This is a genomic window from Photorhabdus akhurstii (assembly GCF_018448925.1).
In the GTDB taxonomy this organism is placed as follows: Bacteria; Pseudomonadota; Gammaproteobacteria; order Enterobacterales; family Enterobacteriaceae; genus Photorhabdus; species Photorhabdus akhurstii.
On sequence record NZ_RCWE01000002.1, the window covers coordinates 137,615 to 164,239 of the forward strand.

The window sequence follows — 26,625 nt, forward strand, 5'->3', positions numbered from 1 at the left end:
ATCACTATGTTGGTAACACATTCAGGTAGGCAGTTTATTGGTGGTCGCAGGCAAGCAGAGGGAGAACGCTGTTTGCACAGTCGGCGTGCGGTGGATAACTCACCAATGGGTTATGCGTTTTATCAAGCTACACGACATGAGGTCGAACTCGCCGCCCAAGCAGCCGCCGATGCATTTACACGTTATAGCCAAACATCGTTAGAAGAACGAGCTGTTTTTTTAGTTAGAATTGCCGATGAAATTGATGCTCTCGGTGATGATTTCATTGCCCTTGTATCAGAAGAAACGGCTCTGCCTCCCGCTCGACTTCAAGGTGAACGGTCGAGAACGAGTGGACAAATGAGGCTGTTTGCCACGCTGTTACGCCGTGGTGATATTCATGCCGCCCGTATTGATACTGCGCAACCTGAGAGAAAACCGCTTCCCAGAGTTGATATTCGCCAGTGCCATATTCCTCTAGGTCCTATTGCGGTTTTTGGCGCCAGTAATTTCCCGTTGGCTTTTTCAACTGCGGGTGGTGACACGGCGTCAGCATTAGCTGCGGGCTGTACCGTTGTTTTCAAAGCACATAGCGGCCATATGGCTACCGCCGAAATCATCGCAGAAGCCATTGAACGCGCTATTATCGCCACACAAATGCCCGCAGGTGTATTCAATATGATTTATGGCAATAGCGTGGGGGCAGATCTAGTCAAACACCCCATTATTCAGGCCGTTGGTTTTACCGGTTCACTCGCTGGTGGACGTGCACTGTTCGATATGGCTGCGCAGCGACCACAACCTATTCCGGTTTTTGCTGAAATGTCGAGTATTAACCCGGTCATTGTGCTGTCAAACGCCTTAGCGCAGCGGGGAAAACAGATTGCCCAAGAACTGGTAAATTCATTCACATTAAGTAGCGGTCAGTTTTGTACCAAGCCAGGAATAATCTTGGGTATTCGTTCACCGGAATTTGATCAATTTATTACTCACTTGACGCAGGAAATCACGCTTCTTCCGGCACAGTCAATGCTAAACCAAGGCACGTTGCTCAACTATCAAAAAGGTATTCATCAACTGGATGATGAACCCTTAATGATACAGTTAGCCATTGGCGAACATCATGAAAATCAGGCAAGTGCAATGCTGTATCGCGCAGATATTGCTTTGTTGTTGAATAAAAATGCCCTGTTACAAGAGGAGGTTTTTGGTCCTGTTGCTATTGTGATTGAAGTCGAAAGCCAATATCAGCTTTTACACGCAATTGACTGTTTTCAGGGGCAACTTACCGCTACCTTGATTGGTGAATACGATGAATTAGCAAATGCACATGAGCTTAGTCGACGATTACAGAGCATCGCGGGCAGGGTGGTTGTCAACGGCTATCCGACAGGCGTTGAAGTATGTGATGCCGTGGTTCATGGCGGGCCTTATCCAGCGACTTCTGATGTGAGAGGGACTTCCGTTGGCACACTGGCCATCTGGCGTTTTCTACGCCCGGTATGTTTCCAAAACTATCCCAAATCCTTACTTCCGCCTGCATTGCAAGACCATAATCCGTTAAATATTTCTCGATTAATCAATGGGGTGATGAGCCGGGAAGTATTGTAAAACGCGCAGTTACCCCACGTTGACGTATATCAAATAAGAAACAGAAAAGGGCGAATAATTATGGCGCTATACGAAGCTTCTTCGCTGCCAAAATCCGATTCAGGGCAGGGTAAATTTAAGAAGCAGTTAACACTCACGGATTTAACCTTTATTGGATTAGGGGCTATTTTTGGCTCTGGCTGGTTATTTGCAGCCAGTCATGTGTCTGTTATTGCGGGACCAGCAGGAATTTTTTCTTGGGTGATTGGCGGTATCGCCGTGCTCTTACTTGGTATTGTTTATTGCGAACTGGGGGCGGCACTGCCTAAATCAGGTGGCATTATCCGTTACCCGGTGTTTTCTCATGGTGAACTCATGGGGTATTTAATGGGTTCCATCACCTTAATTGCATTTTCCAGCTTAATAGCCATCGAAGTTGTCGCTGCTCGACAATATGCGGCGGCGTGGTTTCCATTTCTCAGTCAGCCTGGTTCTGGTGATCCGACTCTGACAGGCTGGCTGGTTCAATTTATTTTATTAGCATTTTTCTTTTATCTTAATTACAACAGCGTGAAAACCTTTGCGAAATCTAACAATATTATTAGTATTTTCAAGTTTATCGTTCCGCTGCTCGTCATTATTATCCTGTTTAATTATTTCAATCCGAGTAATCTGCAAGTTCACGGATTTTCTCCTTTTGGGATATCAGGTGTTGAAGCTGCGGTTTCAACGGGTGGTATTATCTTTGCTTATCTTGGCCTAACGCCCATTATTTCTGTCGCCGGGGAAGTGGAAAAACCTCAAAAAACAATTCCTATTGCTCTTATTCTGTCTATTTCACTGTCTACGGTTATTTATGTTTTATTACAGTTAGCTTTCCTTGGCGGGATACCTTCTGATCTACTCTTCGGTGGCTGGAATAACATTGGGCAATATTTTTCATTGCCGTTTCGTGATATAGCCTTAATCCTCGGTGTGGGGTGGCTCGCTTTTTTGGTGGTATGTGATGCAGTGATCTCTCCAAGCGGTACTGGGAATATTTATATGAATGCCACTCCCCGTGTAGTTTATGGTTGGGCAAAAAGTGGGACATTATTTAATGTGTTTACCCATGTCGATGAAAAATCGGGGATACCACGTCCTGCACTTTGGTTGACGTTTATTCTTTCTGTTTTCTGGACGTTACCTTTTCCTTCATGGGAAAAACTTATCAGTGTTGTTTCTGCGGCGTTAATTCTGAGCTACGCATTAGCCCCAGTAACCGCTTCTGCCTTACGTCGTAATGCTAAACAGATAAAACGCCCTTTTTATGTTAAATGGTTTGCAATCATTGGCCCGCTTTCTTTTATTATTTCTGCTTTCATTGTTTACTGGTCTGGTTGGAAAACCGTTTCCTGGTTGCTCGGATTACAGATTGTCTTGTTTTTTATCTACTTGTTATTTAAAAATAAAGTTCCTATAGGCAAAGTGAGCCTGCGCCAACAGATAACTTCCTCCTTGTGGCTGATCGGTTTTTACAGTGCCATGATCATTCTATCTTATTTAGGCACATTTGGCGGTAAAGGCATTATTCCGGCACCCTGGGATATCGTTGCAGTGGCAGTGATCTCTTTAATTGCCTTTTATTGGGGAACTTTTAGTGCTTTACCCAATGCTATTTTACCAACCGAGGATGAAGATTAGTGCTGATGGATAAAGGGCAGAGAAGGGAGTTAACGTTTAAGGTTGGCTCTGGAATTGATAGATGGTTCTATTAAAGCTCACTGAGTTGTTAAAAACAGTGAGCTAATTTCTTGTATTCTTAGGCTTTTGTCAGTCTTATTGGATTTTGGGTTTCAATAGCCTTTTCCATCATAAATCAAGCACCTTCTGCAATGCTTGTTGCTTCAGGAACCTCAATTAATTTTCCTGACCTCACATCATATATGTACCCATATATGGAGATATTTGCGGGGACAAGAGGGTGGGTACGAATACGATGAATATCTTCAACTACGCTATCAACTTGATTGCTAATGGTAAGCCATTTGATATATTTTCCCTCGGATGATCCTGTACCGTTGCCGACATCTTTAAATCCCTCTTCCGTCATTATTGCGCTTTCCAGGCTGCTTTCCAGTAGATCGCCCATGATATTGTCTGTAAAAAGTTCCATCCCACAATTAGTATGGTGAATGACAAACCACTCTTTTGTGCCAAAAAGTTTATAGGAAATGATAAGTGAACGAATGGCGTCATCGCTGGCTCTTCCGCCTGCATTACGAATAATATGAGCGTCACCTTCAGATAAACCTGCAAATTTTGCTGGATCCAACCTGGCATCCATACACGTCAATATGGCAAATCGTCTGACAGCAGGTAAACCAAGGTTTTTTTTATCGCCAAAAGTTTCTGCATATGCAATATTAGCGTCACTTATTTCTCTGATAACACTGCTCATCCTTCCTCCCTTCATATAGAAAATTAACTTTTTAATAAAGCTAGGGTATCCATCTAGATAAATGAATATGAGGCTGAAAATACAGATATATAAAAAAAATTTATGAAAAATATATACTCGTATCCTTTGTACTGGTCAAGTAAATCTTAAGTGTTTCAACAGGCATTGTGATGTAATGATGTTTTCGGTGGAGAGAGTTGTACTTTAAAAAAATTCTAGGGTGGGGTATGGTTCGCCACAGCTTACCTACCCAATTTATGCACTATGCACAAGGATCTCATATGCGGCTATCTATTCGAACTTTATCAGCCTTTACATCTTTTGCTTTCCTCATTGCTCCGTTTTTCATTCAAGCACATAGCAACAATACTGCTGGTATTAACGTTGAAAAATTGCTTGAGACTGAAAAGTCTTGGGATGGCGTGTCTTATCAGGGATACCCTAAAGGCACTCCTCAGCTTTCAGTTCTTAAAATTACTATTGCTCCAAATACCAGTCTTGCCTGGCATGAGCACCCGATACCTAATGTAGCTTACGTGCTGGACGGGGTGTTAACGGCAGAGAAAAAATCCAGTGGCGAAAAACGTCTTATAAAGGCGGGAGAGGTGGTACCGGAGATGGTTGACAGCACTCATCGCGGTTACACAGGCAAAGAGGGTGCTACTCTCGTGGTCTTCTACGCGGGACAAAAAGATATCCCTCTTTCTAAACCCGTTGAGTAAAAATCACTCAGGCAGGACAAGATGCACTTGAGACGACCTTTAACAACCTGGATTGCCTTGCGGCTGTACTCGCTGTCTTCAATCAATCATCCGTATCTAGCGGGTGGTGTACAAACATAGTCTGCTGGTGATCATTGTTATGCCTTGCTATAATTGTATTACTCAGTAATACAATGAAGAGACGAATTTTATGGCACGAGTAACTAGTGTTACCCTTGGTGAGCATTTCAACGGGTTCGTTGGTGATATGATCCAATCTGGTCGTTATGGCAACACATCCGAAGTTGTCCGCGATGCTTTGCGCCTGATGGAGGCTCGCGAGCAGCGTATTCAGAATGTTCGTGAAATGGTGTTGGCTGGCCTGAATTCCCCCGTCAGCAAAAACAGCATGGATGATATTTTTGTAATGGCAGCGAAGGACTTAAATGTATAAGTTTTCCGAATTGGCTGATGAAGACATATTTCATATTGCCCGTTATACGATACAGCAGTTTGGTCAAAATCAGGCGAGGCGTTATCACGATGAACTGAAAAGAACTTTCGAGCTACTAGCCACATCTCCCTGGATTGGCAGGGAATGTGATTGGGTATGCGCAGGAATGCGCCGCTTCGAGTTCAAGAAGCATTCCATCTATTACATGTTGCAGGATGACGACATCTTCATTTCACGTGTCATTCACCAGTCGATGGACGTTGATATACTCGACTTTCCAGAATAAGTGGTGCTTTCTTTTCAGATTGTTTGTTTGGTTATCATAGTTCGCCTAATGTCAACGCGTTATAGTTGAAAAGGCCGCTGCGAAAATAAAATCCCGCAGCGGCCCCTTTAGCATAACGTCGTTGTGCGAACCAAATTATATTGAAACGAAAAACTCTTCTTCATTTTTCCTCTTATAATTATCATCTATTCCCGTTGGCGGTCAGTGTCAACAATTCCCGCCAGATTGGTCTTATCTGTACACTGGTGCGCATAATGTATATTATGTTAAATAGACTTAGACGATGAACAACTTCACATAGAACTAGGTGGTTTTGGTACCCTTTCCTGTTCTAGTGTTACGATAATTACGATAGGTTGAATGATGTACTTTTTATATGTACATTGCATGTGTACACCTACTTCTACCTAAGGAGATAACCATGCAAACCTATACCTCAACTCAGGCCAGAGCCAATATTTCTGTGGTGCTGGATACCGCAGTCAATGGTGAACCTGTTGAAATCACCCGTCGGGACGGCAGCGCTGCCGTAGTGATCAGTAAAGCGGAATTCGAGGTGTATCAGAATGCAAAGCTGGATGCCGAGTTTGATGCCATGATGCAACGTCATGGTCATACAGTGGCAGCGTTGACTGACCGATGATTTGGGTGAGTGCTCAAGAAGTTATTGCCTTCCACTAGTCGGCGCTGAGCCTTCTTTCATTAGCTTCACGGCTTATAGTCAGGTTATTGATATCTAATTCAGCTCCCTTTCCTATCGGTGAAATACGAGGGAGGTTTGCTCCATATAGCTTGGGAGCAAACTGGTTCAATTTATTCAACATGAAAACTCACCTTACGATCAAATGCTAAGGCTCAATGAAATACTATTGCCCTCCTCTCCTTTTCAGGCCATCCAGAACTGAGGGTAGTCAGCGGGGGCAGTTCATGGCCCCTATAAGTCTTCCAGTAAATTTCTGGCAAGTTGCCTGAGCATTTCTAGTTCCTCATCTTTCATCCGCATGATGCAGCGGATCTGATTAGGAAGAGCTGTTATCAACTCTTTCTGCGCCATAGCCTTTTCAGTCAGTACAACTTTCTTCATCCGCTCATCACCGGCAACCGAAACCCGGTTTAAAAACCTCTTGGCTTCCAGTTTTTGTACAAGTGGAGTCAGTGTTCCTGAATCAAACAACGTTTTCTCGCTCAGTTCCCTGAGAAGAATATTGTCCTGGTCATACAGGGCAAGTAGCACGATGAACTGCGGATAAGTCAGATCAATTTCTTTGAGGAGCGGCCTGTACTGGCGGATCAGGGCATTTGTGACCGAATACAGGGTGAAACACAATTGTCCGCCTAATATGCTGTTTTTGCTCATTTTAATGTTCTCTTTCAGGGAATCAGTATAAAAAATTATAAATAATATTTGAATAAAAGTATATTGCGCACAAGTATTATTCGTGCAATATTAATTTTGAGTATGGGATGTAAGCCTTCCCTGAAGAACACAACAACCACACAATTTACCGAGGATTATTATGAAACCAGTATCTGCTCTCCTGACCTCTGCCTTATTTGCCTCCATGACTTCTACCGCCGCAGCACAACCCGTCAATTCCCCGGCACCGACGACTGGTGTACAGGCATTTCTTGATGTTCTGAATTCCGGTCACGGCAGACCGATAGAACAGATGACCCCGCAGGAAGCCCGCCAGGTGCTGTCGGATGTACAAAAAGGCGCAAAACTGTCTGCCGCACAGCTATCTGAAAAAACGATAACCGTTAACGGTCAGGACATTAAGCTGAAAATCGTGAAACCGGAGAACGCAATCGGAATGCTGCCTGTGTTCATGTTCTTTCATGGCGGTGGATGGGTGCTGGGTGATTTCCCGACTCACGAACGTTTAATCCGTGATCTGGTCAGGGCATCCGGCACCGTAGCCGTGTATGTGGATTACACTGCGTCTCCAGAAGCCCATTTTCCTGTGGCCATCAGTCAGGCTTATGAAGCCACGAAATGGGTGGCAGCGAACGGTAAGGAAATTGGTGTTGACGGAAGCCGTCTGGGCCTGGTTGGCAACAGTGTCGGAGGTAATATGGTAGCCTCCGTTGCCTTGCAGGCGAAACAGTATGGTGGACCAGAAATACGCTATAACGTAATGCTGTGGCCTGTTACGAATGCAGACTTCAATACTGTGTCCTATAACCAGTATGAAAATGGCTATTTTCTCACGAGAAATATGATGCAATGGTTCTGGGACAATTACACAACCAGCGCCGCAGATCGTAACAATATTCTTGCTTCTCCGCTGCGAGCCAGCACCGGCCAGTTGAAAGGATTTCCGCAGACACTGATTCAGACAGCTGAACTAGACGTACTGCGTGACGAGGGCGAGGCATTCGGTCGTAAGCTGGATGCAGCAGGTGTACCAGTGACGGTTACCCGCTATAACGGCATGATCCATGATTTTGGTCTGCTTAATCCGCTGAGTAAAGAGCCAACAGTCAGAACGGCAATAGAACAGGCTGGCGCAGCACTACAGAAACACCTGAAATAACCGCACCTTTCTGAGTTGGCATATAGCTTACAGGGTGCAGTCCCGCTTGCAAAAGTTTTTAGAACATAGCGCCCTTGCTGGGCGTTATGTTCATGATCAGGAAGTTTCCAGTGGTCGATTGAAAATCCTAAGATCGAGACTCATCAAATCCCTTAACGTGAGTTTTCGTTCCACTGAGCGTCATATCCCGTTTTGGATAAAGATATTTTGTGATCTAATTCTCTATTTAAGAAAAATGCCCACTAAATAAAAAGTGATTTAGTTCACGTTATTTTTGTTTTCAGGTTAATGTTTGAGCGATTTAATTTTTCTGCATGAGTAAAATGTGATCTGAGCAATATAAATAAGGGGTGAAGAAGAGGAACTTGGTGATATTAATCACAAAAAACCCCGCGGTACGCATCTGAAAAAAGGCGTGATAAAGTGAAGGTGTTCAACAATCAACAGGCGTTATTTGGCGATAACGTCTACCAAACCTTATCTTCTCGTACCACGAGGTTTTGTCATGGTAACATCAAATATCAAATTAAAGGTACAGAATTTTGGGCGCTTTCTCAGTAACATGGTCATGCCCAACCTAAGTGCTTTTATTGCGTGGGGGCTTATCTCCGCCCTATTCATCCCGACTGGCTGGTTCCCTAATGAAACGCTGGCGCGACTTGTCGGCCCTATGATCACCTATCTACTCCCCTTGCTAATAGGCTATACAGGAGGCCGCCTGGTCGGTGGCGAGCGCGGTGGGACCGTTGGCGCTATCACAACCATTGGGGTCATTGCTGGCGCAGAGATTCCTATGTTTATGGGAGCTATGATCGCAGGCCCATTAGGAGGTTTTGCCATCCGTCATTTTGACCGCCGGGTGGAAGGTAAAGTTAAAAGTGGTTTTGAAATGCTGCTGAATAACTTTTCATCAGGCATTATCGGGATGCTCCTTGCAATACTTGCCTATCTGGCAATTGGTCCTCTAATAGCTGAGATATCAAAAGTTCTGGCTGCCGGTGTGAATGTGATAGTCACATATAATCTGCTGCCGCTGACGTCTATCGTTGTCGAACCGGCAAAAATTCTGTTCCTCAACAACGCAATCAACCACGGTATTTTTTCTCCCCTAGGGATTCATCAGGCAACTGAAACGGGAGCCTCTATTTTCTTCCTGATTGAAGCAAATCCAGGGCCGGGGTTAGGTGTTTTGCTGGCTTACATGTTCTTTGGCAGAGGTAATGCCCAACATACTGCTTCCGGTGCGGCCATCATTCATTTCCTTGGTGGTATTCATGAAATCTACTTCCCGTATGTATTAATGAATCCTCGCTTGCTGATTGCCTTGATCCTTGGTGGCATGACAGGAGTTTTCGTCATGGGGGTATTCCATGCTGGACTAATTTCTCCGACATCTCCTGGCTCTATCTTTGCTGTACTGCTGATGACGCCGAAATCTTCTCTTATTGGTGTGATTCTTTCAGTGTGTAGTGCAACATTGGTCTCATTTCTGGTATCAGCCATTTTGTTGAAGAGAACCCGTATCGGTGATGAAGATGCTTTGAGCCATGCCACTCAGCGTGTACGTGAGATGAAAACACCCAACTTGGCGAATAAACAGAGGAAAGCCGCTCTGACAGACAGCCATAATAAAAATTTATCTCGCGTGAAAAAAATTGTGGTTGCCTGTGACGCAGGTATGGGGTCAAGCGCTATGGGCGCGGGCTTACTAGCGAAAAAAGTGCATGATGCGGGATTGGCTGACATTTCTGTTACCAACATGGCGATAAACGATCTGAAAGATGATGTGGATATCGTAGTGACGCACCGGGATTTGACAGATAGGGCAAAAATCTTTGCGCCGGGCGCCATTCATATCTCACTAACCCATTTTCTGAACAGTCAGGTATATAGCGACCTTGTTACCCGTCTAATAGCAGAAAAGCACCCGAATGCGGCAAACGATGGCAGGATTGCGCGCCAGTCTATCGCGGCTGCCAATGATGAATATTATGGCCAAGAAAACAAGGAGGAGCTGCTATTTACACTGAATGAGAGCCATATTTACCTTAATCTGACCGCTCAGACCAAAGAAGAAGCGATCCGTTTTGCTGGCAACAAGATGGTGGAAGGTGGTTATGTCGAACCGGACTATGTGGATGCGATGCTGGCAAGAGAAAAGTTAACGTCTACCTATCTGGGGGAATCTATTGCCGTTCCTCACGGTACGATTGACGCGAAAGACCGGGTGCTTAAAACGGGCATCGTGATTTGCCAGTATCCGGCCGGTGTTCAATTTGGTGAAGAGCCTGACGAAATCGCTTGTCTGGTGATAGGTATTGCGGCTCGTAGCAATAAGCATATTGAAGTCATTGCTCACATTACCCGCACGCTTGATGAAGACGGCGTGATTGAGCGCCTAAGCAAAACGCAGAGTGTTCAGGAAGTGCTGGAAATCTTATCAGGGAAAGTACAGCTTGAGCAGAGAGGTTTATCATGAAAGTGATTCATTTTGGCGCCGGTAATATTGGTCGAGGCTTTATCGGTAAACTTCTGGCTGATGCTAATTCAGATATGACATTTGCTGATATTAACCAGCCGCTGGTTGACCAGTTGGCACATAAGCAGTCCTATCAGGTTCATATTGTGGGCAAAGAACAGCATTGCGTTGAAAGCGTGCGACAAGTTAATGCCATCAATAGCACTGATCCGAAAACAGTGGAATACATTGTACAGGCTGACATGGTGACAACCGCCGTTGGCCCGCAGGTATTGGAGAAGATCGCCACAACATTGGCAAAAGGCATCATGCTGCGCAAAGAAACAGGCAATGACCGACCTCTGAACATTATTGCCTGTGAAAATATGGTTCGCGGAACCAGCCGGTTGAAACAGCATGTACTAGCAGTTATTCCACAGGTAGATCATGAATGGGTACAACGGCATATCGGTTTTGTTGATTCAGCCGTAGACAGAATTGTGCCGCCAACAGATGCCGCCAACGATGAGCCTTTGGATGTCACCGTTGAAACATTCAGTGAGTGGATTGTTGACCAGACACAATTCAAAGGGGAAATCCCAGCTATCAACGGCATGGAACTGACCGATAACCTGATGGCGTTTGTGGAGCGTAAACTGTTTACCCTCAATACTGGTCATGCCATCACGGCTTATTTGGGACAACTCTTCGGTCATAAGACGATTTGTGCAGCAATCAATGATCCTCAGATTCGTACCATTGTTAAAGGCGCAATGGAAGAAAGTGGTCGGGTGTTAATAAGGCGTTACAGTTTCTCCCCTGATAACCATGCGCAATATATAGAAAAGATACTGAATCGCTTTGCTAACCCCTATTTACAGGATGATGTAGAACGCGTCGGGCGTCAGCCGATACGTAAACTCAGCCCAGAGGATCGGTTAATTAAGCCGTTATCAGGGACTCTGACATATCATTTGGCGAACGATAACCTGATTACAGGCATTGCTGCGGCTTTGCATTTCAGGAGTGATTCTGATCCGCAGGCTGTAGAAATGAGCAGGATAATTAACGACGAAGGTATAAAACAGGCCGTTATCCATATTTGCCGACTGGATGTTCAGTCTCCTATTATTGAGCGTATAGGCAGTGAATATCAGCGCTTAGGGGAACTTATCCGGTGAACACGGTAATCAATTTCTACACTTAATGAAACTGTTAAAATTCACTTCATGGCTACAGTGAACAACGTCGTCGTGAAGTGAAGAATCATCATGGAAAATAGACAAAAAACAGAAAACCAGCTCCTCGAACGGCTCAATGAGCGAACCGAGGTCAAGCCATTTATTCAGGAAGTGATCCACCTGATAACGGGAGCTATTGACCAGTTGATGCTAAAAGTTTTCCGTAAAGATGATTATGCCGTGAAATATGCTGTTGAACCGCTCCTCCAGGGAGATGGCCCGCTGGGCGAACTGGCAGTCAGACTTAAATTGGTTTATGCGCTTGGCGCTATTTCCCGTGAAATCTATGAAGACATCGAACTTTTTCTGGCTTTAAATGAAACGTTAAAGCAAGAACAGCAGCGCTATGAATTTACGGATGATGAAATCATTGGCCCAGTCAGGATGTTGCACTGTATGGGGGTTTTACCTGAGATGATGCGCTTTGACCAGCCAGAGGATGTGATTGATCAGCAATTGATTGATTTACAAAAGTACCGATATAAACAGATGGTGCGTTCTTCTTTGGTGCTGGCAGTGACGGTATTAGTGACCGAAATTTTGGATACAGGGGAGATTGGAATAGGGATATGAAGCCCGGTTTTCCAAAGTGGACAGTATCGTAGCATTACAGAAGGATAGATGCTCCGTCTCAATAATATGTTGTCACCCTCCTCTCCTACTTTTCTGGATGAGTACACTGGTATTTTTTGAAGCTTATGTTTGACGATTAACTTTTAAATTAAATTCACTTTTCATATGAAAATATAAAAAGTGAATTTATTATGAAAATAAAAATGATGTTTTTGGGGAATCATGAATGTTTTTATTGGGTAGCCACATAATTACGATGAGAGTACTTATTAGGAAGTATTATAGTTAATAGATATAGCATTTGAAGGCAATAATTATAAAAGGAATTTTTTACCATAATTATTCTGAAAAATAATGAAGTAAAATGTTTGCTGTTAATCACATTAATAACATCCAGAGTCAGGATAGTTGACATTATTACCAGAAAATCCATTCGGCGTGAGTGAGTAAAATATAAACCATTTCAATTGTCAGCGCCGACTTTCCCTTATTTAAAGTACCACTATATTGTTACCTTTCCAGATTAAATATGTGAGTAAGATCATAAATTCCAGAGGGGTTAAATATACTGACATTAAAGATAGTTTCATGGAAAACTATAGGAAAATAAATTGTCATTATATATTAGATTTGCCCTTTTTGATTTCTGCTACTATTATGGTAAATGGAATTTAGGTTTCCAACCTAATTCCACCTAGGATGAAAAATATAAGCAGTTTTTGAATTTTAAAATTGTAACATCATCGATGTGGTGATTTATATTTATCACGCATTATCACATATGATTTTGTAAATAATATGTTTAAATATGTAAATTCTGAAACTATTTAAGGAGAGTTTTATGCTCAAGAAATTATTAACAGTTGGGGCATTAGCAACAGCATTAATCGGAGGAATTGGGACTGCATCGGCAGCTGGAAAAACATATAAGTGTGGAGGCCAGTATATTACTGATAAGCTTATTGTGGGTAATACTATGTGGGTTGTTAATCCTTCTAATCGTTTTGCAAATGTATTTAGTTATAGTGGAAGCACATGGTATTTTAAAGGACACGTTAAATCGTGTGACGGCGGTTGGGCTGGCTACTATGAGCGTTAGTAGGTAAAAGATAAGATCTTGCCGATCTAGTTACATATTTACAACACATTGACAAACCTCGTTAAAAATAACGGGGTTTTTGATTTTATCATGAATAATGTATAGACTCGTATTGAAGAGATTTGATTGTTATTTTATGAATATTCTGGATTATCACCCTCTTCTACTAACAAATTAAATCCGTTGTAACAAGTCCTAATTCTGTAATACTATATCAATTTCTCTAATGTATTATAATAAAAGAAGATTTTTTCTTGTTTCATTAATGAGAATAAAACAATTAAGTATAAAAAATTTCGTGAAACTAACTCTATACAAAATAAATTAAATATACTGGCATTCAAGATAGTTTTATGGAAACCATATATCAATAGATTATTGTTATGGATTTAATTTGCCCTTTTTGATTTCTGGTACTATTATGACAAATGGAAGTTAGGTTTTCAACTTAACCCAATCTAGGATGAAAAATATAAGCAGTTTTTGAATTTTAAAATTGTAACATCATAGATGTGATGATTTAGATTTTGCATACATTATCACATATGATTTTGGTAAATGATACGTTTAAATATGTAAATTCTGAAACTATTTAAGGAGAGTTTTATGTTCAAGAAATTATTAACAGTTGGGGTATTAGCAACAGCATTAATTGGAGGAGTTGGGGCTGCTTCGGCAGCTGGAGGGACATATAATTGTGGAGGTGTGTATATTACTGATAAGCTGATTGTGGGTAATACTATGTGGGTTGTTAATCCTTATAATAGTTTTTTAAGATCATTTAATTATAATGGAAGTACATGGAATTTTACAGGATACGTTAGAGAATGTGATGGTGGTAAATGGGCTGGTTACTATGAGCGTTAGTAGATAAAAGATAAGATCTTACCGATCTAGTTAGATGCTTCCAACACATTGACAAACCTCGTTAGAAATAATGGGGTTTTTGCTTTTATCATGAATAATAATATTTCCTATTTTTCTTTTAGTTATCATATAATTAAAAGTGTTGATTGACCTTAAAAATAATATTTATTTTTCGATGAAGATTAAACAGATTTAATCTTCACAGAATAATACCTTATCCATAACGCAATAAATACCAGAATAATAGAAAAAACTGATACAGATAGAGTAAGTTCCTTAAAAATAAACCTGCTTATATTTATCCCCGATACTTCCCAGGATAAAAACAATGCTACAGGGCATGTCAAAAACCCTGAGATAAATCCAATAACAATCAAATAGTAAAGTTTTCTTTTGTTCTTCTTTTGAATAACAGGATTCAATGTTTTCTGATATCGCCAGTACTTTATGGTGAGGTACAATAACCCTAACAATGAACTGAGATGCTGTAGAATTTTATATATACTTATCCCCTGACCATTGGTAATGGAATGGAAAATGCGGAATTGTAGTAAAGGAATTAACTCGACAAAAAAACCTTTATCGTGTGTGAATGCATCCCAGACAATATGGGTTACAGCTCCTAGAAATAACGACAGTACAAAAATAATTCTGTCCTTATAACCCTGTTTTTCATAACGAGCAAAGGGTATTGGGAAAAGGACGGATAAAGGATATGACAAAAGACGTACAATTAAAAATATCAATAGACATAAAGGAAATGCGGTATAAAACCATCCGGGTAAGTGATGTGCAGTGGTTGCTATATCATATAACCCAACAGAGTAAAAGAAATCAGGAGACAAACTACCCATAATTAGCGCAGGCAAATTCAATAACTTTCCCCCCGGAAGATTTTTCAAAGGAAAAACGGCTGCTGGATGTGAAAATGTCCACGGCATTGCGAAAAATCCTGAAATAAATGTTAAAGTCTGCGATAATGTTGTTGAAGTATGGTAGTTACCGATTTCGATTCCAGATTTAAAACCTTTAATCAAACTCGGTAACTCGTTTCTTTTAAATTGAAGTGTCAGATTGAGTCTGAGCTAAGACATTATGTTTTTTTAATATCTCTTTAACTCTATCTTTAGGAATAGGAAACGAAGTATTGCCATTTCTCCCAACCATTTTTTTTGCGGCGATCATAGCATTAATTATTGCTTCTTCTGTTGCACTTATTGTGGCCTCATACAAAGGATCTAATTTATCATTTGACAGCATTTTTATTGTTCTTATATCTTTTCTAGAGAATGCATCACTATTTGCGGTCGAAAATGCAATAAATATCTCACCGCTGGTATTTCTGGCTACCCCGCCTACCTTTGCCAGTCCAAGAGATACTCGTTTAGCTATTTTATCTAATTGGTGAGGAGCTAATGGCGCATCTGTGGCCACCACTGCGATTATAGAACCGGCATCCTTTATTTCTTTCTTGTTTCCATGATATATCGGCTTGAGATCCTGTATTTCTTTACCAACTGGAATCCCAGCAATAATCAAATCGTCCCTATCGCCAAAGTTGCCTTGAACAAGAACGCCAACAGTATATCCGCCATCTTTTTTATCTAGAATTCTTGATGAAGTTCCTGTGCCTCCCTTAAACTTAAAAAGGTTCATTCCCGTTCCGCCGCCGACATTACCCTCTTCTATCGCTCCTGATTTTGCACTATTCAACGCATGATATACATGTTCTTTCTTTACATGCATACCGTTTATATCATTTAATATTCCATCCCACGTTTCTGCAACCACAGGTAATAACCAAAATAGATCATCTTTTAGTGGTGACGTTAGATTATTATCAAACATCCAGCTAATTGTTGAATCTCTAACAACACCAACACTATGAGTATTGGTTATTAATATTGGCGTTTCCAGGAAACCACTTTCTTTGATCCATTGATTGCCGGTCATATCTCCATTTCCATTTAAAGAGAATGTACTAGAAAATACCGGGCTAAATTTCTTTCCTTTTGGCAATATAGCTGTTACGCCTGTTCTTATTGGGCCTTTGCCAACCTCTAGCTCTCCATCGCCTTTTATTATGGTTGAATAGCCAACTTCTACACCACTAACATCTGTAATCGCATTATATTTCCCGGTTACTCCAGAGAAAGGAATGCCTAAATCCCTTGCTCTAATCTCATCGGCTAAAGAGTTAGAAGCTATCACTGTCGATATAGATAAAACTATAATATTTAATATTTTCATAACTACTCCTTGTTATACCAAACTAACTCGAAGGTTTAAGATTCTGAACATGAAGATCTAATACGAAAGGGATACATTTTTAACTAGTCGGTATACCCTTTTGTACTATTACCGTAATTATATTATTTAGGTTTGTAATTTATTGTGATATTCCGCTGATATTTAGCCGGGAGTAAGTCCATGATTGGACATTTCACGCAGTTGTGTTTCTCGTCTTGGATAAGCGCCATTGCTTGTGGCGCATAGTCAGAAATCAGTTCTCGACACATACCACATGGAGACACGATGCTAATCTCCCCGTCACGAGAGTGATAAACAGCCACTATAGTATCGATGTCGGCAGAGCCGTATTCCGTCACAGCGCGTCCAAGCGCAATGGCTTCTGCACAAACTGCGATACGACCAACATTTGCTTCAAGATGCACGCCCGTTACAATTTCGCCAGAGCGTAGACGCAGCGCGGCACCCACGACATGCCAATCCGGTTTGTATCGAGATATGATCGCCGCTTTTGCCGCTTCAATTAGGGAAACATCTTGCTCTTTAAGAACGACGTTTTCGTTGTTTGAGACCATGACTATTCTCTCATTACCTCTAATTGTTGTTTGGAAGTTGAAGATTCTTATTTCTCTTTGTCACTATCAATAACGCTCACCGATCAAGTGAGCGTTAAATTCTGTATCAGTTATAAAAGCCACTTTTTTGTTTTGTCACACAGACTTTCTATAATGGCATATTGATACCCTTTATGTTCATCCCTCTCCTTAGTTGATGTAATGCAATACTTCTCCAACAGCGTCAAAAAGACGATCCAAATCAGCTCGTTCAGCATTGAACATAGGCCCGAATTGCAGCGTATCACCGCTAAAGCGTACGTAAAAACCCGCTTTCCAAAGTATCATACTGGCATCAAAAGGACGTACAGCGGCATCACCGTCACGGGCAGCCAATTCAATTGCCCCCACCAAGCCACAGTTGCGGATGTCGGTCACATTTGGGCAGTTTGTGAGAGAGTGAAGGGCCATTTCGAAATGAGGGGCAAGTTCAGCAGAGCGCTGGATAAGGTGGTCTTTATCCAGCAGATCCAAGGTTGCCAACCCTGCGGCACAAGCTACCGGATGTGCCGAATAAGTATAACCATGATTAAACTCCACAAGGTGTTCCGGCAGTGGTTGAGACATAAATGCCTCATAAATTTCACTGCTTGCCACTACGCCCCCCAGAGGAATGGCGCCATTGGTAATTTGTTTGGCAAAATTAAGAATATCTGGCGTCACACCAAAATATTCAGCGCCAGTCCAGCGCCCCATACGACCAAAGCCAGTAATAACTTCATCAAAAATCAACAAAATATTATGTTGATCACAAATTTCACGCAGACGTTGTAGATATCCTTTGGGCGGAATAATCGCACCGGCGGAACCGGCCACAGGCTCGACAATGACCGCCGCGATATTGGAGGCGTCATGCAGTTCGATCAACTTGAGCATCTCATTGGCCAACTCTACGCCGCCGGTTTCTGCCATACCTGGCGTAAATGCCATATTGGCCTGTAGCGTATGGGATAAGTGATCTACGTCCATCAACTGTCCGAACATTTTGCGGTTGCCGCCAATACCTCCCAAACTGGTACCTGCAATATTGACACCATGATAACCACGTGCACGGCCAATCAGTTTGGTTTTCGTGGGATGCCCTTTCACACGCCAGTAGGCTTGCGCCATTTTGACTGAGGTGTCTAAAGTCTCAGAACCTGAGCTGGTGAAAAAGACGTGATTGAGATCACCGGGTGTTAAATTGGCAATTTTTTCTGCCAGTTGAAACGATAAGGGATGACCGAACTGAAAGCCTGGTGAGTAATCGAGGGTACTCAATTGGGCTGCGACAGCTTTTTGAATTTCTGTCCGAGTATGGCCTGCTCCACAGGTCCAAAGACCGGACAGACTGTCATAAATCTGGCGTCCTTTATCGTCTTTTAGCCATTTTCCCTCGGCAGCAACGATAAGGCGTGGATCGCGTTGGAAATTTCGGTTGGCACTGAATGGCATCCAGTGAGATTTTAGGTTTAATGATTCAGAATAGTGGGTTTTAGACATGGATAACTCCTTCCAAAAGAATGAAATTTGAGTTTAGTTCAACCTGTTGTTTTTTCCAATAATGACGCATATTATTAGAACGTAAATAATGTTGGACGCAATTAAATATTTAAGTTCTTTATATTTAATCTTTAACCTATTTACAGTTGTAAAGTAGAATAGAGAAAAATATAGGGCGGAGATGCCGCCCTATAAGAAGTTATAATAAGGTGAGCAAATTTATTTTATAATGCTGGAGTCGTAATCTTATAACTCTGAATGTAATGTTCTTTCTTCTCAAATTCCAAGGCTTCCTTGGTTATATTCAGCAGATGATCCTTATCATCTTTTACTAACATGCCCTTTTCTTTTCGTGTGTATGTGAACTCAATGTCAGAGTTAGTAACCTTTATGTCATGTAATTCAAATTCGTCTTGATACAATTCATTTACTATTTTTTGCCGTAAGATTGGTCTTAACATACTGTAAGTAACTCCTGTAGCAAGGACAATATTTGCACGTATGAACCAACGGCGAGGAGATTCAACGTCGGATACTCCCGATTCTTTCTTGTGTTCTGATGACATAATTTCACCTATGAATAAGGTATTAGGATTATGTGATTAACTACAATATGAAAATATTAATCACGGAATTTGTAATTTATTAATTTAATTGTAAGTAGAAATTAACTAATTAACCATGTTTGTGCATCAGTTAAAGTTGCTGTCAGATTATATACACTAGGTGGAAATATCAATTCAGACGTTTGACTTACTGTTTGAGCTAATACCTGTCCGATCTGAATACCAATTCCCACAGCAATATAATATTTCGGTTCGGGTGTATAAAGCTGTGTTGTATTTGCCAATGCTTGTTGAACAAATGTACCATGTCTGGACATCCCAATACCTGTTGTATAAAGGCTATTTGGAATATTTCTATTTTGCTTTATCGTTAAAATTCCACCTTCCCCTACCTCAGTTGCTGATCTAAATGCGGGGGTATTATCGCTTGTATCAAACGTAATTATATTTTTGTCTTTAGGATTTGCATCTACAACTTGACCCGCCTCGAAGACAACGCCATTCGTTAATACTCCTGTTCTACCCCAAACAAATGAAAAATCAGTTGACCATTTAAAAGTAAAAAATGCACCTGACACTATTTTAAACGGACTTGCTTGCCAAGCCAAAGAAAAAACCTCAGATGGCTGATTAGGAATCCTTTGGTAAAGATAAACTGTCCAAGCGGCAGATGAGTTATTTTCGAATCTAACGGTATAAGATGTACTATCGTCAGATGATATGTCTAGCTGGCTCATGTGTTATTACTCCTATGAGTTTATGAATAAACCATATAAATAACATGTTCAGTGAAACATGTGGTTATTTATGTTTGCCGTGATAATAATATAGAACTGTCGCAGCAATTAATTATCTTGCAAAGATACAAGCGGTTTATATAAATCAAAAGCTGCTATAGAAAAGAGTAGTACAGGTGATTTAAAGATCCAATTTAACTTAATGAATATAAATTAATTATGTCGTTATTTATTTTATTACAGACTGACATATTTTGTTATTAAAAGATATGAGGCTGGTGTTTATATGGGAGATTAGATTATCAACTATATGATTACGTTTAAGATTATGCCTGATACTTGAGCCTGTAATTTAAATGTCGCTGAATGCTGAATTGACTATCTTGGGTATGAGAAAACTCACTAAAACCAAGCTTAAATTTATTTTCAATAAATTCAATTAAATATATACAAGTTATTTTATGGACTTAATTTTCACTAGATATAAATTCCATATTAGCGCTTTGGATGATTCTACCATTCACTCCCCTATCCTTTTGACGGCATTAGTGACCTCGACAATGAGTGAGGGAGAAATGTCACCATCGTACATTTCTCCCTGAACGCTTCTGCGAGTTACCTTAGTATTTTTTTAGGCATCAATGGAAATATCAGTGATAGGTATACATTGACAAGTAAGGCACATCCCTTGATCGGAAGGTTCTACGTCATTCAAGTGTTGCACTTCTCCGCTTTTTAATTTCACAGCACAACTTTCACACTGTCCAACCCGGCATCCACTTGCCATCTTTATACCCATTTTTTCGCTAAAATTAAGGAGTGTCCCTTTGTCAGGAGACCATTCAAGAAGTACGCCAGATTTTTCGAATTTAACTGCAAAACTCTTCCCATCTTTAATTTTTACCGGAGTTAGCGATCGGAATATTTCTTTATAGATATCAAAAGGCGGAACTCCTCGAGTGAGTAAACCTTCTTCGAAAGTTTTCATCATAGGAGCCGGGCCACACATATAAAAACGAGCTTGCTGTTTAATCAGCGTTTCAGGAACGGCATCCGCAGTAATATATCCATGATGCTGGTAATTAATACCCTCAATATCCACTGGCAGCGGATTACTGTAACAGTTGATTACCTTCAACTGCTTAATTTTTGATTCAAGCTCTTTTAGCTTTTTAGAAAAGGCATGTGTATTGCTGTTTTGATTAGCATACAGCAATAAGAGTTCAGGCTTTTCACCGTTAGCTGGAAGAGATTCAAGATAACTTATAAATGGCGTAATACCGATTCCTCCTGCCAACATAACAACAGGTTGCTTAGCATTAAGCGGAATAATAAAGTTTCCTCCCGGAGGCGTCAGATTCACCTCGGCTCCTGCGACTAATGCCCTATTAATGTATGAAGACATGACGCCTTCAAAAGTCTCCCCGCCAGACGTTGTGCCTTTCTGATGCCTTACGGAGATACTGTAAGTCTTTCTACTCTCCAGTGTTGCCGCTCCTGTCAAGGAATAGGCCCGGATAACAGGATCATCCTGCCCAGGTATGGAAACTTGTACTGTGATGTGTTGGCCAGGTTCATAATCAGGCAACATTGCTCCATCTTTTGACTCAAAAATAACCGTTTTAACACCTTTGGCTTCGGGTTTTGTTTCTATAACACGAAACGTTTTACGGCCCTGCCACGGTCTTCTCTCCGGGTTGACATCTTCTGCGAGTTTAATATCACAGCGGAATGAACGGAGCGGAGAAGCGCCGCTGACAGGATCGCAAGAGTCGTCAGAAATGAGCGCATTATAGTTACTGCTGTTTTTTCCTATGACGGGAAAACCCTCTTTCCCATAATCGGGGCACGCTTGCCACCAACCAAACTCGGCAATTATCGTATCGTAAGAAATATGATCATCTAACGATGCTTTAAAACGCGCCTTGCCGTTGCGGGTGATGACCTCTACCCAATCTTCATTTTTAATACCTTTCTCTTCGGCTAATCGACTGTTTATCTCAAGCTTCGGGTAAGGTGATTTTTTACGTAGACTGGCTAAACTTCTCTGCTGGCTATGACAATAGAAGCCATTTTTTACCGAGGTCAGTCGATAACGGAAATGTGACTCAGAGTTTAAATTCTCTTTGGGTTCAGAATATATCGGTAGTGGTGGATAACCATGCCGCCACAATTTCTCAGAATAGATTTCAACCATTCCTGTTTCGGTATCAAAACCTTTAACTGTGTTCTTTACAGGATCGATGCTTGCGTATTTCCGATCATGTTGAATTAATGGAATTGAAATGCCTGCCGGTTTTTTTCTTAACGCCTCTACGGTCAAGCCAATGGGCTCAAGAATATAATTCCATCCCGCTTCAACGCTGCCATTAAAAAATATCTTATTCATGCCTAAGCGACAGGCCAAGTCGAAGACAATTTCATTATCTGACCGGCTTTCTCCCCGAGGTGAAATCATTCTTTGTCTTAACTGAACCAGCTCCTCTGCCTCGGCTGAAATCTCAAATCCTACACGTAGTCCCTCCCTCTCCCAAGGCGTATTCACGGGGAGTAAGATGTCAGCATAATGTGCTGTGGGCGTTTCAAAGAGATCACAATGAACATGAAACTCAAGCTGTTTTAGCGCCTCTATCCCAATCTTGGTGTCAGCATGAGATGACAACATATTGGTACCAAATGCCATCATAGCTCTAATAGAGTAAGGCCGTTTGTGCAAAATTGCTTGATACAGATCTTGTGATGTTACCCAACCATCTAGTGGCGGCCCCAACGGTCTTTCCTTAAAGCCAAGGGCTTTTTCTTGCTGTTCCTTCGGCATAAGCCTGCGGGCATTCACAAGATTTACTGGATGTTTATTGTACATTCTGTTGCTTCCCTGCGTGTCAAAACATCCCGTTAAGGCGTACAGCACGGCAATTGCTCGTTCAGTCTGGGTTGCATTGGTATGTTGAGCTACACCAGTCCAGGAGTGATAAGCAATGCGTTTGGAAGACATGATTAAATCTGCTGCATATAGGAGTTTTTCTTTAGTTATACCTGTGATTTTTTCTACATATTCAGGTGTATATTGTTGACACTCATTTATAAGTAGCTGGAATGCAGATTTACATTGTATTTTTTTATTTACATCTTCCGCTGAGTTAATTGAAAATTCGCCGAATAAAGCATAATTATCATTTTCATCACATGGCACATTTTCGTGAATATCATACATTAGCGGAGACTGAGTTATGTTATTCCAGACAATATATCTGTTTTTCTTAGCTGAAATGTTTATATCTCTTTCTCTCAAGAAAAGACCATTATCATTTCGCACTAACAGTGAGGCGTTCGTCCACCGTGCTACAAACGCCTGATCATATCCTTTTCGGTTTATGATGATATTTATTAGCCCGAGGGCTAGCGCGGCATCCGTCCCAGGATTGATGTTGAGCCAATTATCAGATTCTCTAGCAAGAGCCGTATGTCTGGGGTCTACAACGATAAGTTTGGCGCCTGCATTTCTTCCCGCTCCAATAGCTTCCGCTTGCGCAAGCCATGTATTTGTTGGATTGTGCCCCCATAAAATGATCAGCTCAGCATTTCTGTAATCAGCCACAGGAATACTGCACCCAAAGGTAAACTTATGTGCCTCGTCTTTATGCCAGTTACACACCTCTGTACCATTGCAGACGTTAGGGCTGCCGAAATTTCGAACGAAGCGATCTATCCATTCAAGGCTGTCACTAAGAGGTGTTCCACTCGGTGAGGTGATTGAGAAAGCAACCGATTCTGCCCCAGACTCAGCCTTATAGAAAGCCAGTTTCTCAGCAACATAATTCAACGCTTCATCCCAGGTGATTTTTTCCCAGCCTGGATCTGCGTCACCTTTGGGATTTGTCCTACGAAGAGGATAAAGAATCCGGTTAGGGCTGTGAGCCAGTTCTGGGGCCGCTTTACCCTTCATGCACATGGCGTTGCCGGTCGGGTGTTTTGGGTTCTGCTGAATTTTTATCAGTGTATCGTTACGAACTTCGTTGATAGTGCCACATCTTGATCTACAGAGAGTACAAAATCCTTCTTTAAACTCACTTTTCATAAGATAACCTCATATAGCTTCACACAATGTTTACTTTGTGGTTTTTTCGGATGATTGATACCAGTACGTATTACTGGTTCCTTCTTAATTAACCAAATGATTAATTTCATTGTAATAGAGAATTAAGTGAATGATTTCACGGATAGAAAGTTTTTGAATTTTCTATCCGTTTAAACTAATGCATATTAATGTTATTGACTGGATTGCATTGCCTTTGCTGTATCTGGGACATAGATAACTTCTTCATTTATTCCTTCTTCTGCTTTGATGATTTGGGTGTAATATTGAGATGCTTGGTCAATTGTAAATATTGTATTAGGTGACCAAACCATCATCCCACTATACCCATTATTGATGACCGAGCGGGTAATATTCTGCACTGTGGATACCGAATTTTTTCCGGGGGAGACACCCAATAACAAATTTTCCTTTTTCATCCCGAAGTTAACGTACGGAGCCAGCTTATTGACACTGGCGTTGGTGTAAGTCATCTCGTAACCTGCATCCAGTAAGTTTGCTATGTTGGTCGGTCCCTTGAAATAGATATAATCTGACCACAGGGCCTTGGTCAGTACCTTGTTGGCAAATTTTGGATGGCTTTTGATCGCATCCGCTACCCAATAGAAGGATTGACGATTACCGGAGCATGTTGAATATTCATCATCGATGTTGATTCCATCCAGCCCGTATTTAACGACATCATTTACCATTTCATCGGCAAGTTTCGTTGCCGTTGCTTTACTCATATTACATGACCAACCTGCATTTTGATGATTGCCCAGATAGGATAATTGAACTCTAATGCCCTTTTTTTGCAAATTCCGCACCAGGGAAATATTTTCCTTGAGTATCGAACTTATTTCATCGTTGTAAAACAGTACAGGGATATTAGAGATGCTGCTATTAATGTTGGCTGCGAATAATATAACATCGGAAAAAAATGGTTTTTCAGTTCGTTTCACAACAAAATTACCGATATCCTTGACATGTTGCGGTGAAGGATTGCTCAGAAATGTAATATTATTTGCTGCAAGAGATTGATTTGTTGCAAAGGCAACGATAAGTGCAACCTTCAACAGATTGATATTTTTTAACATCATGAATAAACCTCTTATCTTAGAATGAGTACACCATAAAATTCGCAGGCATCTTTGGAGCATTTCGAAATCTCCTTTCTCATCATGATTTCGTCAGTCTGCCAATTGCCTGCGAAACGGGCATATTATCTTTCTTTAGTTAAGGTTTATCTGTTGTTATCAAACCAGTAACGGGGAGACGATGCTCCCTAGATTGAGGTAGTTCAGGTGTCATAGGACATTTAAAATAGGTTAATTATCTAGATCTACATCAACTAATGCCTGTTCTCTACGCTCATTTACCAGTCGAATAAGCTCTTGATCGTCCAAAGCATCAAGTATCTGTTCGTAGAGTTCCGCAGGAATACAATAAAACACGGGTTGGTTACGATTCAGGATTGCTACAGGGTATCCAGCCCCGGCGTTAACGGTCGCCATAGGGTTTTTTTTAAGTTCACTAACGCTTGCGCTAATATCCGACAGAATTATGTTAGTCACAGAAACACTCCAAAAGAGTTGCTATTTTGTTACTGAATAATGCCCCGAATAATTTTGCCACTGGCAATCACCTTTTTACAGAGGAATCATTATTATGCCGCTTGATAAAAATGTTGAAAAATGGCTTGCTTCTACACCTGAGATTGCAATAGGAGAAAATTCCTCCTTGGAACAACTTCGAATCGTTCTCGAACATGCTCTTATCCAACAGCAGGGTGAATGGAACGATGCGACATATAATAGTAGCTTTACTGTCCCCGCAGAGGATGGTTTCCCCATTCCTGTTCGCATGTATGTACCCAGTGGAAAAGAAAAGATGAGTGATAAATCCGCGCTGGTTTATGCTCATGGCGGTGGGTGGTGCGTAGGAAGTCTTGATGCTTGGGATCGCCCTTGCCGTAAGCTGGCTGAATCAACAGGTTGCGTTATCTTCTCGGTAGACTATCGGCTTGCCCCCGAAAATCCTTTTCCGGTACCACTAACGGATTTCTATACAACTCTATGCTATATCACTGATCATGCAGAAGAATTTGGCATCAATACACAACAAATTGCGGTCGGTGGTGATAGCGCAGGTGGTAATCTCGCCGTTGCAGCTTGTTTGATGTCGCGAAACCAAAAAGGGCCTGCTATTTGTCATCAACTACTATTTTATCCAGCATTAGATGCATCAATGGAAACGGATTCATACGATAAATATGGTGAAGGCTATGTATTGACAAAACAGAAGATGACATTCTTTTGGCAGTCATACATCAATGAGTACAACAACAGAACAAATCCACTTATCTCGCCCTCTAATTTAACGCATTTTGAAGGGCTGCCAGATGCAACTATTTTGCTTTGCGAATACGATCCGTTAAGAAGTGAAGGAGAATCTTATGCACAGCAGTTAAGAGATGCAGGTGTGTCTGTGCAGCTTGAAACTATTGAGGGAATGGTACATGGTGCGATACATATGACTGCGGTGACGCCATCTGTTGAAATATTCTATAAAAAGTCCCGCTTTTGTTGAAAAACATCATCTGTTATCGGGTCAATTTGATAAAAATTGGCCCGATGGCGCTCTGGAATCATCAGGATAAGGGCAATTGGTAAT

Annotated in this window: 25 protein-coding genes; 13 read left to right on the forward strand and 12 right to left on the reverse strand. The window is 41.4% G+C overall.

Annotated elements, in window-relative coordinates; genetic code table 11:
- Positions 1–6: 6 nt before the first annotated feature.
- Together EAE93_RS03295 and EAE93_RS03300 are read left to right on the forward strand one after the other, a co-directional pair.
- On the forward strand, positions 7–1,590 hold the full coding sequence (locus EAE93_RS03295) for an aldehyde dehydrogenase (NADP(+)) (protein WP_214039061.1): 1,584 nt from the start codon (positions 7–9) through the stop codon (positions 1,588–1,590).
- A gap of 60 nt (positions 1,591–1,650) precedes the next feature.
- On the forward strand, positions 1,651–3,252 hold the full coding sequence (locus EAE93_RS03300; RefSeq protein ID WP_214039062.1) for an APC family permease: 1,602 nt from the start codon (positions 1,651–1,653) through the stop codon (positions 3,250–3,252).
- Between the two features lie 175 nt (positions 3,253–3,427).
- Here EAE93_RS03300 and EAE93_RS03305 read toward each other — a convergent pair whose 3' ends face one another.
- Positions 3,428–4,009, reverse strand: coding sequence for a beta-class carbonic anhydrase (locus EAE93_RS03305; RefSeq protein WP_036806181.1), 582 nt, complete (start codon positions 4,007–4,009; stop codon positions 3,428–3,430).
- 281 nt (positions 4,010–4,290) lie between these two features.
- Between EAE93_RS03305 and EAE93_RS03310 the strand changes: the two genes are divergently transcribed.
- From EAE93_RS03310 to EAE93_RS03325, 4 genes are all read left to right on the forward strand, one after another.
- A complete protein-coding gene (locus EAE93_RS03310) occupies positions 4,291–4,731 on the forward strand; it encodes a cupin domain-containing protein (protein ID WP_214039063.1) in 441 nt (146 codons plus the stop codon).
- Positions 4,732–4,921: 190 nt separating this feature from the next.
- On the forward strand, positions 4,922–5,164 hold the full coding sequence (locus EAE93_RS03315; protein ID WP_011146500.1) for a type II toxin-antitoxin system ParD family antitoxin: 243 nt from the start codon (positions 4,922–4,924) through the stop codon (positions 5,162–5,164).
- Positions 5,157–5,450: a type II toxin-antitoxin system RelE/ParE family toxin gene (locus tag EAE93_RS03320; protein ID WP_040150717.1), complete on the forward strand. Its 294-nt coding sequence runs from the start codon at positions 5,157–5,159 to the stop codon at positions 5,448–5,450. Before EAE93_RS03315 ends, EAE93_RS03320 begins: the two co-directional genes overlap by 8 nt.
- Positions 5,451–5,871: 421 nt before the next feature.
- Positions 5,872–6,093, forward strand: coding sequence for a type II toxin-antitoxin system Phd/YefM family antitoxin (locus EAE93_RS03325; RefSeq protein WP_036780625.1), 222 nt, complete (start codon positions 5,872–5,874; stop codon positions 6,091–6,093).
- 34 nt (positions 6,094–6,127) lie between these two features.
- On the opposite strand, the gene EAE93_RS03330 is transcribed toward EAE93_RS03325, so the two are convergent.
- Both EAE93_RS03330 and EAE93_RS03335 read right to left on the reverse strand, forming a co-directional pair.
- On the reverse strand, positions 6,128–6,274 hold the full coding sequence (locus EAE93_RS03330; RefSeq protein WP_214039064.1) for a hypothetical protein: 147 nt from the start codon (positions 6,272–6,274) through the stop codon (positions 6,128–6,130).
- 110 nt (positions 6,275–6,384) lie between these two features.
- Entirely contained in the window at positions 6,385–6,807 is a 423-nt protein-coding gene (locus tag EAE93_RS03335) for a MarR family winged helix-turn-helix transcriptional regulator (protein ID WP_036806164.1), read from the reverse strand.
- Positions 6,808–6,967: 160 nt separating this feature from the next.
- On the opposite strand from EAE93_RS03335, the gene EAE93_RS03340 reads away from it, so the two are divergent.
- The 6 genes from EAE93_RS03340 (at position 6,968) to EAE93_RS03365 (ending at position 14,225) form a co-directional block, all read left to right on the forward strand.
- Positions 6,968–7,987, forward strand: a complete 1,020-nt coding sequence (locus EAE93_RS03340; RefSeq protein WP_046394423.1) for an alpha/beta hydrolase — start codon at positions 6,968–6,970, stop codon at positions 7,985–7,987.
- A gap of 505 nt (positions 7,988–8,492) precedes the next feature.
- Complete coding sequence (locus EAE93_RS03345; protein WP_110087318.1) at positions 8,493–10,466, forward strand: PTS mannitol transporter subunit IICBA; 1,974 nt, start codon at positions 8,493–8,495, stop codon at positions 10,464–10,466.
- Entirely contained in the window at positions 10,463–11,626 is a 1,164-nt protein-coding gene (locus EAE93_RS03350; RefSeq protein WP_036806156.1) for a mannitol-1-phosphate 5-dehydrogenase, read from the forward strand. The genes EAE93_RS03345 and EAE93_RS03350 overlap by 4 nt, the downstream gene beginning before the upstream one ends.
- Positions 11,627–11,716: 90 nt before the next feature.
- Positions 11,717–12,259 (forward strand): MltR family transcriptional regulator, encoded by a 543-nt coding sequence (locus EAE93_RS03355; RefSeq protein ID WP_036806153.1) that lies wholly within the window; start codon positions 11,717–11,719, stop codon positions 12,257–12,259.
- An 841-nt stretch (positions 12,260–13,100) separates the two neighbouring features.
- The gene (locus EAE93_RS03360) at positions 13,101–13,358 is read left to right on the forward strand and encodes an LCI fold-containing protein (protein WP_214039065.1); all 258 of its coding nucleotides are present in this window, start codon (positions 13,101–13,103) and stop codon (positions 13,356–13,358) included.
- 606 nt (positions 13,359–13,964) lie between these two features.
- Positions 13,965–14,225 (forward strand): hypothetical protein, encoded by a 261-nt coding sequence (locus EAE93_RS03365; RefSeq protein WP_214039066.1) that lies wholly within the window; start codon positions 13,965–13,967, stop codon positions 14,223–14,225.
- Between the two features lie 182 nt (positions 14,226–14,407).
- On the opposite strand, the gene EAE93_RS03370 is transcribed toward EAE93_RS03365, so the two are convergent.
- The 9 genes from EAE93_RS03370 to EAE93_RS03410 form a co-directional block, all read right to left on the reverse strand.
- Positions 14,408–15,262: a DUF4184 family protein gene (locus EAE93_RS03370; protein WP_250150860.1), complete on the reverse strand. Its 855-nt coding sequence runs from the start codon at positions 15,260–15,262 to the stop codon at positions 14,408–14,410.
- A 19-nt stretch (positions 15,263–15,281) separates the two neighbouring features.
- Positions 15,282–16,475 (reverse strand): DmpA family aminopeptidase, encoded by a 1,194-nt coding sequence (locus EAE93_RS03375; protein ID WP_214039067.1) that lies wholly within the window; start codon positions 16,473–16,475, stop codon positions 15,282–15,284.
- A 122-nt stretch (positions 16,476–16,597) separates the two neighbouring features.
- Positions 16,598–17,050 carry a cytidine deaminase gene (locus tag EAE93_RS03380; protein ID WP_214039068.1) on the reverse strand — a complete coding sequence of 151 codons (453 nt, stop codon included), beginning with the start codon at positions 17,048–17,050 and terminating at the stop codon, positions 16,598–16,600.
- A 189-nt stretch (positions 17,051–17,239) separates the two neighbouring features.
- Complete coding sequence (gene aptA / locus EAE93_RS03385) at positions 17,240–18,571, reverse strand: omega-aminotransferase AptA (protein WP_214039069.1); 1,332 nt, start codon at positions 18,569–18,571, stop codon at positions 17,240–17,242.
- Between the two features lie 224 nt (positions 18,572–18,795).
- Entirely contained in the window at positions 18,796–19,137 is a 342-nt protein-coding gene (locus EAE93_RS03390) for a hypothetical protein (protein ID WP_036806136.1), read from the reverse strand.
- A gap of 101 nt (positions 19,138–19,238) precedes the next feature.
- Positions 19,239–19,874 carry a hypothetical protein gene (locus EAE93_RS03395; RefSeq protein ID WP_036806133.1) on the reverse strand — a complete coding sequence of 212 codons (636 nt, stop codon included), beginning with the start codon at positions 19,872–19,874 and terminating at the stop codon, positions 19,239–19,241.
- A 631-nt stretch (positions 19,875–20,505) separates the two neighbouring features.
- The gene (locus tag EAE93_RS03400) at positions 20,506–23,952 is read right to left on the reverse strand and encodes a molybdopterin-dependent oxidoreductase (RefSeq protein WP_214039070.1); all 3,447 of its coding nucleotides are present in this window, start codon (positions 23,950–23,952) and stop codon (positions 20,506–20,508) included.
- Positions 23,953–24,143: 191 nt separating this feature from the next.
- Entirely contained in the window at positions 24,144–25,052 is a 909-nt protein-coding gene (locus EAE93_RS03405) for a glycoside hydrolase family 18 protein (protein WP_214039071.1), read from the reverse strand.
- Positions 25,053–25,280: 228 nt separating this feature from the next.
- On the reverse strand, positions 25,281–25,526 hold the full coding sequence (locus EAE93_RS03410; RefSeq protein WP_036806127.1) for a type II toxin-antitoxin system Phd/YefM family antitoxin: 246 nt from the start codon (positions 25,524–25,526) through the stop codon (positions 25,281–25,283).
- Positions 25,527–25,692: 166 nt separating this feature from the next.
- Here EAE93_RS03410 and EAE93_RS03415 point away from each other — a divergent pair, with 166 nt between their 5' ends.
- Positions 25,693–26,541, forward strand: coding sequence for an alpha/beta hydrolase (locus EAE93_RS03415; protein WP_250150861.1), 849 nt, complete (start codon positions 25,693–25,695; stop codon positions 26,539–26,541).
- Positions 26,542–26,625 lie beyond the last annotated feature (84 nt).

Coding starts and splice junctions, on each gene's coding strand:
- EAE93_RS03295 (WP_214039061.1), top strand. CDS start 7: ATGTTGGTAACACATTCAGGTAGGCAGTTTATTGGTGGTCGCAGGCAA.
- EAE93_RS03300 (WP_214039062.1), top strand. CDS start 1,651: ATGGCGCTATACGAAGCTTCTTCGCTGCCAAAATCCGATTCAGGGCAG.
- EAE93_RS03305 (WP_036806181.1), bottom strand. CDS start 4,009: ATGAGCAGTGTTATCAGAGAAATAAGTGACGCTAATATTGCATATGCA.
- EAE93_RS03310 (WP_214039063.1), top strand. CDS start 4,291: ATGCGGCTATCTATTCGAACTTTATCAGCCTTTACATCTTTTGCTTTC.
- EAE93_RS03315 (WP_011146500.1), top strand. CDS start 4,922: ATGGCACGAGTAACTAGTGTTACCCTTGGTGAGCATTTCAACGGGTTC.
- EAE93_RS03320 (WP_040150717.1), top strand. CDS start 5,157: ATGTATAAGTTTTCCGAATTGGCTGATGAAGACATATTTCATATTGCC.
- EAE93_RS03325 (WP_036780625.1), top strand. CDS start 5,872: ATGCAAACCTATACCTCAACTCAGGCCAGAGCCAATATTTCTGTGGTG.
- EAE93_RS03330 (WP_214039064.1), bottom strand. CDS start 6,274: ATGTTGAATAAATTGAACCAGTTTGCTCCCAAGCTATATGGAGCAAAC.
- EAE93_RS03335 (WP_036806164.1), bottom strand. CDS start 6,807: ATGAGCAAAAACAGCATATTAGGCGGACAATTGTGTTTCACCCTGTAT.
- EAE93_RS03340 (WP_046394423.1), top strand. CDS start 6,968: ATGAAACCAGTATCTGCTCTCCTGACCTCTGCCTTATTTGCCTCCATG.
- EAE93_RS03345 (WP_110087318.1), top strand. CDS start 8,493: ATGGTAACATCAAATATCAAATTAAAGGTACAGAATTTTGGGCGCTTT.
- EAE93_RS03350 (WP_036806156.1), top strand. CDS start 10,463: ATGAAAGTGATTCATTTTGGCGCCGGTAATATTGGTCGAGGCTTTATC.
- EAE93_RS03355 (WP_036806153.1), top strand. CDS start 11,717: ATGGAAAATAGACAAAAAACAGAAAACCAGCTCCTCGAACGGCTCAAT.
- EAE93_RS03360 (WP_214039065.1), top strand. CDS start 13,101: ATGCTCAAGAAATTATTAACAGTTGGGGCATTAGCAACAGCATTAATC.
- EAE93_RS03365 (WP_214039066.1), top strand. CDS start 13,965: ATGTTCAAGAAATTATTAACAGTTGGGGTATTAGCAACAGCATTAATT.
- EAE93_RS03375 (WP_214039067.1), bottom strand. CDS start 16,475: ATGAAAATATTAAATATTATAGTTTTATCTATATCGACAGTGATAGCT.
- EAE93_RS03380 (WP_214039068.1), bottom strand. CDS start 17,050: ATGGTCTCAAACAACGAAAACGTCGTTCTTAAAGAGCAAGATGTTTCC.
- aptA (WP_214039069.1), bottom strand. CDS start 18,571: ATGTCTAAAACCCACTATTCTGAATCATTAAACCTAAAATCTCACTGG.
- EAE93_RS03390 (WP_036806136.1), bottom strand. CDS start 19,137: ATGTCATCAGAACACAAGAAAGAATCGGGAGTATCCGACGTTGAATCT.
- EAE93_RS03395 (WP_036806133.1), bottom strand. CDS start 19,874: ATGAGCCAGCTAGACATATCATCTGACGATAGTACATCTTATACCGTT.
- EAE93_RS03400 (WP_214039070.1), bottom strand. CDS start 23,952: ATGAAAAGTGAGTTTAAAGAAGGATTTTGTACTCTCTGTAGATCAAGA.
- EAE93_RS03405 (WP_214039071.1), bottom strand. CDS start 25,052: ATGATGTTAAAAAATATCAATCTGTTGAAGGTTGCACTTATCGTTGCC.